This is a genomic window from Duganella alba, from assembly GCF_009674495.1.
Classification (GTDB): Bacteria; Pseudomonadota; Gammaproteobacteria; order Burkholderiales; family Burkholderiaceae_D; genus Rugamonas; species Rugamonas alba.
Genome location: NZ_WKJN01000009.1, coordinates 1 through 13,504 on the forward strand (window position 1 = coordinate 1; position 13,504 = coordinate 13,504).

11 protein-coding genes are annotated in these 13,504 nt (G+C 65.4%); all 11 read right to left on the reverse strand.

The genetic code is table 11. The features are described from left to right. The coding region (locus tag GJ695_RS10900) for a methyl-accepting chemotaxis protein (RefSeq protein ID WP_154364597.1) at positions 1 to 1,604 on the reverse strand (1,604 nt) is incomplete at its 3' end. Between the two features lie 103 nt (positions 1,605 to 1,707). After that, a complete protein-coding gene (locus tag GJ695_RS10905; RefSeq protein WP_154364598.1) occupies positions 1,708 to 3,402 on the reverse strand; it encodes a methyl-accepting chemotaxis protein in 1,695 nt (564 codons plus the stop codon). A gap of 85 nt (positions 3,403 to 3,487) precedes the next feature. After that, positions 3,488 to 4,561 (reverse strand): patatin-like phospholipase family protein, encoded by a 1,074-nt coding sequence (locus tag GJ695_RS10910; protein ID WP_154364600.1) that lies wholly within the window; start codon positions 4,559 to 4,561, stop codon positions 3,488 to 3,490. A gap of 37 nt (positions 4,562 to 4,598) precedes the next feature. Beyond that, complete coding sequence (tal, locus tag GJ695_RS10915) at positions 4,599 to 5,534, reverse strand: transaldolase (protein ID WP_154364602.1); 936 nt, start codon at positions 5,532 to 5,534, stop codon at positions 4,599 to 4,601. A gap of 62 nt (positions 5,535 to 5,596) precedes the next feature. Then, positions 5,597 to 6,460 carry an EamA family transporter gene (locus tag GJ695_RS10920; RefSeq protein ID WP_166455105.1) on the reverse strand — a complete coding sequence of 288 codons (864 nt, stop codon included), beginning with the start codon at positions 6,458 to 6,460 and terminating at the stop codon, positions 5,597 to 5,599. Between the two features lie 3 nt (positions 6,461 to 6,463). After that, on the reverse strand, positions 6,464 to 6,862 hold the full coding sequence (locus GJ695_RS10925; RefSeq protein WP_229260406.1) for a response regulator: 399 nt from the start codon (positions 6,860 to 6,862) through the stop codon (positions 6,464 to 6,466). Positions 6,863 to 6,871: 9 nt separating this feature from the next. Further along, entirely contained in the window at positions 6,872 to 8,308 is a 1,437-nt protein-coding gene (locus GJ695_RS10930; protein ID WP_154364604.1) for an ATPase domain-containing protein, read from the reverse strand. A 36-nt stretch (positions 8,309 to 8,344) separates the two neighbouring features. Further along, a complete protein-coding gene (locus GJ695_RS10935) occupies positions 8,345 to 9,199 on the reverse strand; it encodes an SIS domain-containing protein (protein ID WP_154359757.1) in 855 nt (284 codons plus the stop codon). A gap of 5 nt (positions 9,200 to 9,204) precedes the next feature. Further along, on the reverse strand, positions 9,205 to 10,677 hold the full coding sequence (zwf, locus tag GJ695_RS10940) for a glucose-6-phosphate dehydrogenase (RefSeq protein WP_154364606.1): 1,473 nt from the start codon (positions 10,675 to 10,677) through the stop codon (positions 9,205 to 9,207). 255 nt (positions 10,678 to 10,932) lie between these two features. Further along, positions 10,933 to 11,820, reverse strand: coding sequence for an SMP-30/gluconolactonase/LRE family protein (locus GJ695_RS10945; RefSeq protein WP_229260407.1), 888 nt, complete (start codon positions 11,818 to 11,820; stop codon positions 10,933 to 10,935). Continuing rightward, positions 11,817 to 13,469 carry a glucose-6-phosphate isomerase gene (pgi, locus tag GJ695_RS10950; protein WP_154364608.1) on the reverse strand — a complete coding sequence of 551 codons (1,653 nt, stop codon included), beginning with the start codon at positions 13,467 to 13,469 and terminating at the stop codon, positions 11,817 to 11,819. The genes GJ695_RS10945 and pgi overlap by 4 nt, the downstream gene beginning before the upstream one ends. Positions 13,470 to 13,504 lie beyond the last annotated feature (35 nt).

The following is a 13,504-nucleotide window of genomic DNA, read 5'->3' on the forward strand; positions in this document are numbered from 1 at the left end:
GCCGCACGCACTGCCGGACGTGGCGCCGGCTTCAACGCAGGCGCCTGCATGGCCGCCGCGCCCAGCTTGAACTGCGCCGACACGCCGGCCAGCGACGCCGCCTGATCCTGCATGCTGGCCGCCGCTGCCGCCGCCTGTTCCACCAGCGCCGCGTTCTGCTGCGTCATCTCATCCATCTGCGCGATCGCTTCGTTGACCTGATTGATGCCGATGCTCTGTTCCGAGCTGGCGGCGGTGATCTCGCTCATGATGTCGGTAACGCGGCGCACGCTGGCCACCACTTCCTCCATGGTGCTGCCGGCCTGCTGCACCAGCTGCGCGCCGGCATCCACCTGCGCCACCGAATTGTCGATCAGGGCCTTGATCTCCTTGGCCGCAGCCGCCGAGCGTTGCGCCAGGCCGCGCACTTCGGACGCCACCACCGCAAAGCCGCGACCCTGTTCGCCGGCGCGCGCCGCTTCCACCGCCGCATTCAGCGCCAGGATATTGGTCTGGAAGGCGATGCCGTCGATCACGCCGATGATGTCGACGATCTTCTTGGCCGAACTGTCGATCGCGCCCATGGTGTGCACCACCTGGCCGACGATGGCGCCGCCTTTTTCCGCCACTTCCGAGGCGGCGTGCGCCAGCTTGTCGGCCTGGCGGGCGTTGTCGGCGTTCTGGCGCACGGTGGTGGTCAGTTCCTCCATCGAGGCGGCGGTTTCCTCCAGCGCGCTGGCCTGCTGCTCGGTGCGCGCCGACAGGTCGTGATTGCCGGCGGCGATTTCGCTCGACGCCAGCGCGATCGACTGCGCGCCGTGCTGCACGTCGCCGACCACTTTCACCAGCTCGTCGTTCATGCCTTTCAGTTCGCGCATCAGGTCGCCGATCTGGTCGCGCGGGGCGGCGCCGAACTCGGTGGTCAGGTCGCCGCTGGCAACCGTGGTGGCGACGCCGATGGCCGCTTCCAGCGGACGGGTGATGCTGCGCGAAATCAGCGTCGCGCACACCGCGCCCAGCGCCACCAGCAGCACGCCAAGCGTGATGGTGAGGTTGATGCTGCGGGTGGTCGCGGCTTCCACGTCCTGCGCCATCTGGTCCAGCACCTTGCGTTCGTACTCCACCAGTTTCAGCATGCCGGCCTGGTAGGCCTCGGCCGACGGCGTGAAGCTGGTGCTGAAGATGCGCGCCGCGCCTTCGGCGTCGCCGGCCTTGTTGGCGTCCAGCAGCGCCTGCTTGGATTCGACGAACTTGGCGCGTACCGCCAGCGTGGCCTGGTAGATGGCTTTCTCGTCGTCGCTGGTGATCAGTTCACCCATCTTGCGGTTCATGACGTTGCCCTTTTTCGAACCGTCGGCCATGGTTTCGGCAAAGGTGGTGGCCAGCGAGGTGTCGCTGCTCTTGGCCATCATGATGGTGCGGGCGATGGTGACGGCGGTCTGGGTGTACCAGTCGGCGGCCAGGCGCTCACGCGCCAGCGGCTCGGCCATCATGCGCTTGGTGGCGTCGGCGTTTTGTACCGCATTGCGCAGCGCAAACGCGGTGGAGATGATCGAAAGGACCAGGACAACGGCAAAGCCCAGCGACAGCCGGGCGCCGATGCGGATGTTGGATAAGGAGGACATGACCGGGAGCAGGCCGACAACGGCCTGTAATTATTGGTAACGCTCCCAGTATAGCTTTTTTCTAAATGAATTTACATGCAGAAACATTCTGTTACGGTAATAATCACAGCGTCTGGCCGTCTTGCCAATCTTGTTCCGCGCCCACGGTTGCGGGCCGGCGCGCCGGTGTGGGCGGCTGCAGCCGGGCCCGCGCCGCCGGCAAGGCGGCGCGTTGCGGCGGTGGCGCCAGGGCGGCCTGCCGTCCGTCGTTGCCCAGCTTGAACGACGCCGCGACCTCGGCCAGCCGCGTCGCCTGCTCCTGCATGCTGGCCGCCGCCGCCGCCGCTTGTTCGACCAGCGCGGCGTTCTGCTGGGTCACCTGGTCCATCTGCGTGATCGCCGTGTTGACCTGGTCGATGCCGATGCGCTGCTCGCTGCTGGCCGAGGTGATCTCGCCCATGATGTCGGTCACGCGGCGCACGCTGCTCACCACATCCTCCATGGTGCTGCCGGCCTGCTGCACCAGCTTCGCGCCGATGTCGACCTGCTCGACCGAGTTGCCGATCAACTCCTTGATTTCCCTGGCGGCGCCGGCCGAGCGCTGCGCCAGGTTGCGCACCTCGGACGCCACCACCGCGAAGCCGCGTCCCTGTTCGCCGGCGCGCGCCGCTTCCACCGCCGCATTCAGCGCCAGGATATTGGTCTGGAACGCGATGCCGTCGATGACGCCGATGATGTCGACAATCTTGCGCGACGAATCATTGATCGAGCCCATGGTGTTGACCACCTGGCCGACGATGGAGCCGCCTTTCTCCGCCACCTCGGAGGCAGCGCGCGCCAGCTGGTTGGCCTGTTTGGCGTTCTCCGCATTCTGGCGCACGGTGGAGGTCAGCTCCTCCATCGACGACGCGGTTTCCTCCAGCGAGCTGGCTTGTTCCTCGGTGCGCTGCGACAGGTCCATATTGCCGGCGGCGATTTCGTTGGACGCGGTGGCGATGGTGTGGGTGCCTTCCTGCACCTGGCTGACCACCGTGCGCAGCGCGTCGTTCATGCCGCGCAGCGCCGTCATCAGGTCGCCGATCTCATCCTTGTTGTGTTTCTGGTCGAACCGCGTGGTCAGGTCGCCGTTGGCCACGGTGGCGGCGATGTCGACGGCGGAGCGCAGCGGCACCGTGATCGAGCGCGAGATGAACCACGCGGCGATCGAGCCGATGCCGACCATCAGCGCGGCCAGCAGCATCAGCAGCGCGTTGCTGCGGCTGTTGGCGGCGTCGATGGCGTGGGCGGTGTCGTCGATCGCCTGGCGCTGCATGGCAAGGAAGCTCTTGATGCGGTTCTGGTAGGCGTCGGCGGCGGGCGTGAAGGCTTGCTTGAACAGCTGCTCGCCCTTGACGCTGTCGCCGGCCTTGCGCGCGTTCATGACGTCGGTCTTGCCCTTCTGGTACTTGGCGCGCAGGTCGGTGATCTCGGCGAAAATCCGGCGTTCTTCATCACTGGTCAGCAGCTCCTTGATCTGGCCGATCAGCTCGCCGCCGCGCTTGGTGCTGGCGGCGATGACGTCGGCAAAGGTGTCGGAGAGTTTTTCATCGGTGCTGCGGGCGATCAGCGCGGTGCGGGCGATGGCGGAGTAGGTCAGCACATACCAGTCGGCCACCAGGCGCTCCTTGGCAAGCGGCTTTTCCATCATGTCGCGCGTGGCCTGCGCGGTGGCGCGCGCGTTGACCAGGGCGACGGAAGTGGCGAGGATGGCCAGCAGCAGAACCACTGCAAAACCGATGGCGAGACGTGTACCAATACGCATTTGCGACAGGACATTCATGATCATCACTCCGAACAGGCATGCGGGATACAAGTATGCGCCCGTCTGGCCGCGCGTGGATCACTTCGTTGCTTTTTGGGAACAGTCAGAAACTGGCGGCCTGTTTCAGGTCCGGTTTTTCGCACCAGCGTGCGAAGGCCTCGGCCATCCGCTCGCTCTCGCCGATGGCGTGCAGCCAGTCGCGGTTGCGGCGGTCGTGGTCCTGGCCGTAGACGGTGAAGTCCTTGCGGTCCGGCAGCTTGGCGTTGGGCAGTTTGCTGACGAAGTCGGCGGAGGGCGACACCAGGATCATGTTGTCGAGCGCCGCGTCGCGCGCGCGGCGCCACGGCATGGACTTGTCCAGCCAGCCGGGCACGATGTGGTCGCTGAAGTGCGGGTACAGCACCAGGCCGGGATCGCGCTGGTAGGGCAGGTGCAGGTGGTAGTCGATCAGGCCGCCGTCCCAGTAGGCGCCGTCGGGCGCGCCGGCGATGTGGGTCACCGCCTGCAGCACCAGCGGGATGGAACCGGAGGCCAGCAGCGCGTCGCGCAGATTGTCTTCGGTGAGGCCGACGAAGTGGCCGGCGAAGGCGTCGAAATCATCGCGCAGCCAGCGCGCGTCGTCGTGCTGATGGTGGAACACCACCCGTTCCATCGACGCGGCGAGGCGCTTGCGCGACAGCGCGTTGCCGGCGGCGGCCAGCAGGAAGCCGGTCATTTCGCGCCAGCGCGCGCCGTTGGTGTTGCCCAGCGCGCCGATGCCGCGCACGGCCAGCACCGAGACGTGGTGATGCGGATGGTTGACCGCCTCGGCCGCGCGGCCATCGAGCAGCTCATCGAGCAGCGCGCGGCAGGTTTGCGACACGTAGGCGGGCGTGACCTTGTCCGGATAGCGCTGGCCGGCATACAGGCGCGCCAGCCGCCGGTGCGCGGCGACCGGATCGTGGAATGCCGAGGCCGCCATGCGCCAGGCGCCGATGGAGGCGCCGACCAGCCGGCGCTGGCGCGGCGCCTCCGTGAGGAAGTCGCCGAACAGCCAGCAATCGAGGCCGTTGAGGATCAGGCCCTTGGGGCCGCCGGCGGCGGCGGGCACGATGGCGATATCGGCCGGCTGCACGCCCTCGGCAGCGATGCGCGCCCGCGCCCGCCCGCCGAGCCGGATAGTGATCGGAGAAGTCATGGTCTTCAACCGGGGGCGGCGCTGCCCCCGGATCGGATTAGCGCATGCCGGAGATGATCTGCTTCAGCTTGCCGGTGTCGGCGACGAAGGCGCGGATGCCTTCGGCGGTCTTCTCGGTGGCCATCGCGTCTTCGTTCAGCATGAAGCGGAAGGTCGGCTCGTCCATGGCGATCTTGCCGATGGAGGCGTTCTTGCCGCTGTCCGAGCTCAGTTTGCGCTCGACCGGCGCGTTGCTGTCGGCCAGTTTTTGCAGCAGGTCCGGGCTGATGGTCAGGAGGTCGCAGCCGGCCAGTTCCAGGATCTGGCCGACGTTGCGGAAGCTGGCGCCCATCACTTCGGTGTTGTAGCCGAACTTGCGGTAGTAGTTGTAGATGCGCTTGACCGACTGCACGCCCGGATCTTCGGCGCCTTCGTAGTCGATGCCGGTGGATTTCTTGTACCAGTCGTAGATGCGGCCGACGAACGGCGAAATCAGCTTGGCGCCCGCTTCGGCGCAGGCGATCGCCTGCGGCAGCGAGAACAGCAAGGTCATGTTGGTGTGGATGCCTTCTTTTTCCAGGATCTCGGAGGCGCGGATGCCTTCCCAGGTCGAGGCCATCTTGATCAGCACGCGCTCGCGCTCGATGCCGTTCTTTTCGTACAGCTTGATCAGCTCGCGGCCCTTGGCGACCGAAGCGGCGGTGTTGAACGACAGGGCGGCGTCGATTTCGGTCGATACGCGGCCCGGAATCACGCGCAGGATCTGCTTGCCGAAGGCGACCAGCAGGTGGTCGATGACTTCGCCGGTGCTGGCGTCCATGTTGTCGCGCACGGCTTTTTCCAGCAGCGGCTTGTACTCGTCCTTCTGCACCGCCTTCAGGATCAGCGATGGATTGGTGGTGGCGTCGCGCGGGGTATAGGCCTGGATGGCCTGGAAATCGCCGGTGTCGGCTACCACGGTGGTGTACTGTTTGAGTTGTTCGAGTTGGTTCATGAGCGCTGCCAATTTGATAAGGGAGTTGTTGTCCCGTTTATTTTACTCCGAACCCGGCCGGATTAGCCGAGCCGCATGACAATCGCGCCACAGGCGATCAGGCTGACCGCCACAATCCGGCCCGGCGCCAGCCGTTCGCGCAGGAACAGGGCGGCCAGGGCGGCGGCGAACAGGATCGAGGTTTCGCGCAGCGCCGCCACGGCCGCCACCGGCGCCTGCGTCATGGCCCACAGCGCCAGCCCGTAGGAGGCCAGCGTGCCGACGCCGCCCAGCAGCATCACCTGCGCGTGGCTGCGGGCGTAGGCCGGCAGTGCGCGCCAGCGGCTGGTGGAGCACAGCAACAGCAGCACGGCGGTCAGCACGAACAGCCACATGGTGTAGGCGGCCGGCGCGCCGGAGCGGCGCACGCCAACGCCGTCGATCATGGTGTAGGCGGCGATGATGACGGCGTTGAGCAGCGCGTAGACGGTGGCGCGGCGGCGCGCGGCGCGGTTGGCGTCATTGTCGGCGCCGGCATTGGCGCCGCGCAGGATGGTCAGCGTCAGCACGCCGCCGCAGATCAGCATGACGGCGATGTCCTGGCGCAGATGCAGCCGTTCGCCCAGCAGCGGCACGCTGGCCAGCGCCACCAGCAGCGGCGCGGCGCCGCGCATCAGCGGATAGGCCTGGCTCATGTCGCCGTGACGGTAGGCGGCCGCCAGCAGGCGGTAGTAGATGACCTGGCAGCAGGCCGACGCCGCCAGCCACGGCCAGCTTGCCGGGGCCGGCGCTGTCGCCAACGGCAGCAGCGGCAGCGACACCAGGCCGGCGCCGCAGGCCACCAGCAGGGTGCTCAGGTATTTGTCGGGGCCGACCTTGACCAGCGCGTTCCAGGTCGCGTGCAGCAGCGCGGCCAGCAGGACGATGGTGACGACCGGGCCATCCACCGGCTAGCCCCGGCGCCCGATCAGCTGGTTGATGGCGGCCAGCAGCGTGTCGAACGGCACCGGTTTGCGGAAGAAGCTGTCGCACGGCGGCTGCAAGTCCCGGGGCAGGATGCCGGCGCTGCACAGGATGAAGGGAATGTCGTGCAGCGCCGCGTCGGCGCGCATGGCGCTGCACAGGGCGGCGCCGTTCATCACCGGCATCATGTAGTCGGACACCACGATGTCGGGCCGCTGCTGGCGCACGGCGGCCAGCGCCTCGGCGCCGTTGGGCGCGGTGCGCACGCGGAAGCCGCGAAACTCGAACAGCATGGTGTAGGCCGACAGCACGTCGAATTCGTCGTCGACCACCAGAATGAGCTTGCCATCCGGGTTGCTGTCCATGAGTGCGGGATGGTCGCTCATGGCCAGCCGTTATCGGTTCAGCACGGGCGGTACGCTGGGTGGTACCGGTCCGTCGATGCTCATGCCGTTGTCGGAGATGAGCAGCACGTGGTTGGCGGCGTCGTAGCTGTTTTCACGCAGCTTGAGCACGCCGATCTGGCGCAGGTTGACGCCGGCCACGTCCACGTAACGCAGCAGGATGATGTTCTCGAACAGCATCGAGGCGGCCTCATCGCTTTGCACGTGGTCATGGCTGAAGTAGGGCAGTTCCTGCGTCAGGAAGGTGGTGACGTTGCGCACCCGCAGTTCGTTGACGAAGGCGGCCAGGAAGGAGCGCGAGCGGCCCTTGTGCAGCACGATCTCGCGCAGGCCGTCGAGGCCGTCCACCAGCAGGCGCGACACCTTGCGCTGCGCCACATTGGCCAGCACGCCTTGCGCCAGGCTGTCGACCAGCACTTCCAGCGGCGGATGCCAGATGATCTGCAACGCGCCGTTGTCGAAGTAAGGTTGCAGCTCCAGGCCGATGTTGCGCGCCTTTTCCAGCAGCCGCTGCGGCGATTCGTAGAAGCCGACGATCAGCGCCGGCTCGCCGCGTTGCAGGCCTTCGTGGATGAAGTGCAGGCCCATCAGCGTCTTGCCGACGCCGGGATTGCCCAGCAGCGCGGTGGTCGATCCCTTGGCGACGCCGCCGTTGGTCAGTCGGTCCCAGCCGGAAATGCCAAAGCCCAGCCGTTCGCGCGACACCGACGGCATCGCCGCCGACACCGTGCTGACCGCTTCCAGGCGGGGGTAGATGGCGATGCCGTCCTCGCCCACTTCAAACACATGGCGGCCCAGCAGGTGCTTGCTGCCGCGCAGCTTGAACACCTTGATTTCGCGGATCAGCTGCAAGCCGCTCTCGAACTGGCTCAGTTCGATCAAGCCGTCGACCAGCGTGTTTTCCGAGTCGGCCTGGTTGCCTTCGGTGGGCGACAGCAGGAAGGTGGTGCATTCCATGGTCGACACCAGCGAATTGAGCGACAGCATGAACTCGGACAGCGCCACGTCCGACGGCTTGGCCTCGCGCACGGTGCGGAAGCCGTCGATAATCATGATGTCCGGCCGCTGCTCGGCCAGGGTGGCGGCGATGGACTTGAGCAGCGCGCGCAGGCCGCCCTTGAGCAGGTCGCCATACGCGCCGATGAAGACGATGCGCTCGCCGACCAGTTCTTCGTCGAAGAAAGAGAAATTGCTCAGGTGATTGAGCATCTTGCCGTGGGTTTCGGCGATCAGCGTCAGGATCAGGACTTTCTTGCCCTGGTGCGCGTGCTGGAAGCCGATCTGGCAGGCCAGCGTGGTCTTGCCGCTGCCGGCCAGGCCCTGGATCAGGTACAGGCTGTGCGCGGGAAAGCCGCCGCCCAGGATCTCATCGAGGCCGGGAACGTGGGTGCTGAGCAGTGGAATGCGCTGGGAAGGGCGGTTGGGCATAATGACCGCACTTTAGCACACCCTCCCGCAGGCAAGCTATCCGATGAACGAATCGAATTGCAGGTCGAATTCCTGCAGCGCCTTCTGGGCGTTCTGCATTTTCTTGCGGAATTCCGGGCCGCGTTGCAGCGCCAGGCCGACCGCCAGCACGTCGATCACCACCAGGTAGGCCAGGCGGGCCGAGATCGGCGTGTACGGGTCGATGTTGAAGATCAGGTCGATCGGGATCAGCACCGTGGCCAGGTCGGCCAGCGGCGTGCCGGACGGCGCCAGCACGATCACCTCGGCGCCGCCGCGGCGCGCCAGCTTGACCGAGCGCACCAGCGACGGGCTGTTGCCGCGCTGGGAGATGGCCACCAGCGCATCGCCGGTGCGCAGCAGCGCCGCCGCGATGCTGTGGATATGCGGATCGGCATAAGCCACGGTCGGCACGCCGGAACGGAAGAACTTGTGCTGGGCGTCGGCGGCGACGATGCCGGACGTGCCCTGGCCGTAGAACTCGATCTTGTTGGCTTTCGACAGGATGTCGAGCGCGCGCTGGATCGCTTCCGGGTCGAGGTTGTTGCGCAGGTCGAGCAGGGTGTTGATCGAGCGGCTGCAGATTTTATTCACCAGGTCGGCCGCGAGGTCGTCCTGGGTCGGCTGCTCGTTCAGGCCGGGCAGGGCCAGCGCCAGGCCCTGGGCCAGCTTGAGCTTGAACTCATGCCAGCCGTCATAGCCCAAGGTACGGCAGAAACGCACCACGGTCGGTTCCGACACCTGCGCGCTTTTGGCCAGCGCAGTGATGTTCTGGTTGACCGTCTGCGTCGGATGTTCGAGCACGGCCAGCGCCACCTTGCGCTCCGATTTGGAGAGCGAGTCGAGTTGGGTACGGATGGAATCCAGCAGCATCTATATCAGTCCTCAGGCAGCACTTCTTCGCGCCATTGCAGGCCGTCGCGGCCGATCAAGGCGGAGGCGGCGGCCGGGCCCCAGGTGCCGGAGGAGTAAGGCAGCGGGTAGCTGTCGTCCGATTCCCAGTTGTCCAGAATCGGCTCGACCCATTCCCAGGCCGCTTCCAGCTCGTCGCCGCGCATGAACAGCGTCAGCTGGCCGCGCAGCACGTCAAGCAGCAGGCGCTCGTAGGCTTCCATGCGCGGCGACTTGAACTGCTCGCGGAAGTCCAGTTCCAGCTCGGCCTGTTTCAGGCGCATGCCGTCGCCCGGCGTTTTCGCCATGAGGTTCATGCGCAGGCCTTCGTCCGGCTGCAGACGGATCACCAGCGAGTTCGGCTGGAAGCTGTTGGTCGGCTGGTTGAAGATCGAATGCGGGATCTGCTTGAAGCGCACGACGATCTCTGCCAGGCCGTCGGCCATGCGCTTGCCGGTACGCAGGTAGAACGGCACGCCGGCCCAGCGCCAGGTGTCGATTTCCGCCTTCATGGCGACAAAGGTTTCGGTGCGCGAATGTTCCGGCGCATCCGGCTCGTCGCGGTAGCTCGGTACGGCCTTACCGTCGACGTGACCGGCGCGGTACTGGCCGCGCACGATGTTCTGCGCCAGCGTGGTCGGCGTGAATTTTTTCAGCGAGCGCAGCACTTGCAGCTTGGCGTCACGCACGGCGTCCGGCGCGATCGAGGTTGGAGGTTCCATGGCGACGATACACAGCAGTTGCAGCAGGTGGTTTTGCAGCATGTCGCGCAGCGCGCCCGAGGTGTCGTAGTAGCCCATGCGGTTGCCCACGCCGAGTTTCTCGGCGATGGTGATCTGCACGTCGGAAATCCATTCGCGGCGCCACAGCGGCTCGAACAGGATGTTGCCGAAGCGCAGAGCCAGCAAGTTCTGCACGGTTTCCTTGCCGAGGTAGTGGTCGATCCGGTAGATCTGCGATTCCTCGAAGACCTTGCCGACTTCGGCGTTGATCTGTTTGGCCGAGGCCAGGTCGCGGCCCAGCGGTTTTTCCAGCACCACGCGCGAGTTCGGCGTGACCAGGCCGTTTTCCTTCAGCGCCTCGCAAATCTGCGCGAAGATCGCCGGCGGCGTGGCCAGGTAGTAGACCTTGGTGATGGCGTCTTCCTTGCGCAGCGCCTCGACCAGCGGCTTGTAGCTGCTGGCGTCGGTGGCGTTCAGCGACACGTAGACGATGCGGGCGGTAAAGCGCGCCCATGCGGCCGGCGTCACGGCTGGCGACTTGATCAGGGGCTTGGAAGTGGTCTCGACGGTTTGCAGGAATTCTTCCTGGCTGGCGTCCGCGCGGCCGACGCAAATGATGCGGGCGGTGGCGGGCAAGTCATTGGCAACATCGCGGGCGTACATCGCGGGCAGCAATTTGCGCATCGCCAGATCGCCGCTGCCGCCAAACAGAACCAGGTCAAAATCGGAAAGAGCCATATATGAAAATCGTCGCAAAAAAAGTGCCGGAGGAATGGCCGCGAGCTGGTGCGGCCGCTTTGTGTAAATTTACTACTTATATTCGTCGTTTGCAAGAAATTTTACTACATTGCCGTAGGGAGATTATACGGGGTATAACCCAAACCCTGCCCGCGCCACCGAGTCCACGACTGGCCTCCGCGCTATAACCCGCACGGCGATCCGTCGCGGGGTCAGACCCCGTACGGGGTCTGACCCCTCTTGCCGTAGTGCGGGTTAACGCGAGCGGTACGCCGGCTCTTCCCGGCCCGCCACATCCATCCGGATCGCCAGCAACTTGCCACTCAACGGATACTGCGCCAACTCCGGCGCCGGACGCGCCCCCGCGCTGGTCACGTACAAGGTCCGCAAATCCGCGCCGCCAAACGCCGGCATGGTCGGACAACGCACCGGCAGCTTGATCTCACCCAGCACCGCGCCATCCGGCGACAGCTTCACAATGCGCGCACCCTCGAACATCGCCACCCAGTAGTTGCCTTCGCTGTCCACGGCCGCTCCATCCGGCCGCCCGCCGTAGTTGTTCTCCTTGTCCATCGAGAACTGATGCAGCAAACGCTGGTTCTCCACCGTCCCCGTGGCCGCATCAAAGTCCAGCTTCGTCACACGGTGCGCAGCCGTATCGGCGTGATACATGGTCTTCCGATCCGGACTGAATCCCGAACCATTCGAATTGGTCATCCCGCCCGACCAGGCCTTGCGCAGCTTGCCCTGTTCCAGCACGTACATCTCGGCCGCCGGCTTGTCGCGCGGCTCATAGATGGTGCCGACCCAGAAACGCCCGGCCGGATCGACATGGCCGTCATTAAAGCGCGTAATCGACTGATCATACGGCGCCGCCACAATCTCGCTCAGCCGCACTTCGTCGCTGCCGGTATCCAGATGCGCAAAGCCGCTGCGCATGGCGACAATCAAGCCGCCCTGGTCGTTGATCGCCAGCGTGGCCGGCTCGCTCGCCAGCTTCCACGAGCGATGCGCGCCACTGGCCGGATCGAGACGATGCACGGTAAAGGCGGGAATATCCACCCAGTACAGCGCCTGTTCCTGCGGGTGCCACAACGGGCACTCGCCGGTCTGCATGACTTCATCGTAGGCGACGGTGATCATATGTGTTGCGCCGCCTTCGCCATGAAGATCAGACCATTGGTCGAACTGTCGTGACGTTCCTGCTTCACGTCATCGGTCAGCTCCGACTGGATATTTTTGGCCAGCACCTTGCCCAGCTCCACACCCCACTGATCGAAGCTGTTCACGTCCCAGATCACGCCCTGTACAAAGGTCTTGTGCTCGTACAGCGCGATCAGCGCACCCAGCGCGCCAGGGGTCAGCTGGTCCATCAGGATGGTGTTCGACGGACGGTTGCCAGGGAAGGTCTTGTGCGGCACCAGCTCTTCGATCTGCTCGGCGCTCAGCTTCTGGCCCGCCAGATCGGCGCGCACTTCGTCCGCCGTTTTTCCGGTCATGAAGGCTTCCGACTGCGCGAAGCAGTTGGCCAGCAGCGCATCGTGATGGCCCGGCAGGTCATGCGTGGCGCGCAGCGCGGCGATGAAGTCGATCGGAACGATGTCGGTGCCCTGGTGCAGCAGCTGGAAGTAGGCGTGTTGCGCATTGGTGCCGCATTCGCCCCACACCACCGGGCAGGTCGGCGTGTCCACCGCGGCGCCGTTGCGGGTGACGCGTTTGCCGTTCGATTCCATGTCCAGCTGTTGCAGGTAGGCGGCGAAGCGGTTCAGATCCTGATGATACGGCGCGATCGACAGCGAGCCGCAGTCGAGGAACTGGCGGTTCCAGAAGCCCACCATCGCCAGCAGCACCGGCATGTTCTGTTCCAGCGGCGCTACGCGGAAGTGTTCGTCCATCGCGTGCGCGCCGGCCAGGAAGTCGCTGAAGTAGCCGAAGCCCACCGCCAGCGCCACCGACAGACCGATCGCCGACCACACCGAATAACGGCCGCCGACCCAGTCCCAGAACGGGAACATATTGGCTGGGTCGATGCCGAAGGCTTTCACCGCTTCCGTGTTGGTGGAGACGGCGACGAAGTGCTTGGCCAGGTTGTCGGCCGCGCCGCCGTTTTCCAGGAACCAGGCGCGCGCGGTGCCGGCGTTCAGCATGGTCTCGGCGGTGGTGAAGGTTTTGGAGGCGATGATGAACAGCGTGGTTTCCGGCTTGACCTGCGCCAGCGCCGCATCCATGTCATGGCCGTCGACATTGGAAACGAAGTGCATCTTCAGGCGCGGATGCGCGTAGGAGCGCAGCGCCAGTACCGCCATCTTCGGCCCCAGGTCCGAACCGCCGATGCCGATGTTGACGATGTCGGTGATCGGCTTGCCGTTGTAACCGAGCCAGGCGCCGTTGCGCACGCGGTCGGTGAAATCCTTCACCTGATCGAGCACCGCGTGCACGTCGGCGTTGACGTCCTGGCCGTCCACCACCAGAGCCTTGCCGCGCGGCATGCGCAACGCGGTGTGCAGTACGGCCCGATGTTCGGTAAGATTGATCTTCTCGCCACTCAGCATGGCGTCGCGCTGGCGTTCGACGCCGCGTTCGCGGGCCAGGTCGAGCAGCAGGCCGACGGTGCTGGCGTCCAGGCGGTTCTTGGAATAGTCCAGGAACAGGCCGGCCGCGTCGACCGTCAGTTTCGGGAAACGCTGGGCGTCGGCCGCAAACAGCTGGCGCATTTGCCAGGTTTTGGCGTCGACAGCGTGGGATTCAAGTGCTTGGAAGCTGGCAGTGGAAGTGAGTGCAGGCTGGCGCATAATATGATTGGCTGAGGAGGGTGGTTAAATGATAC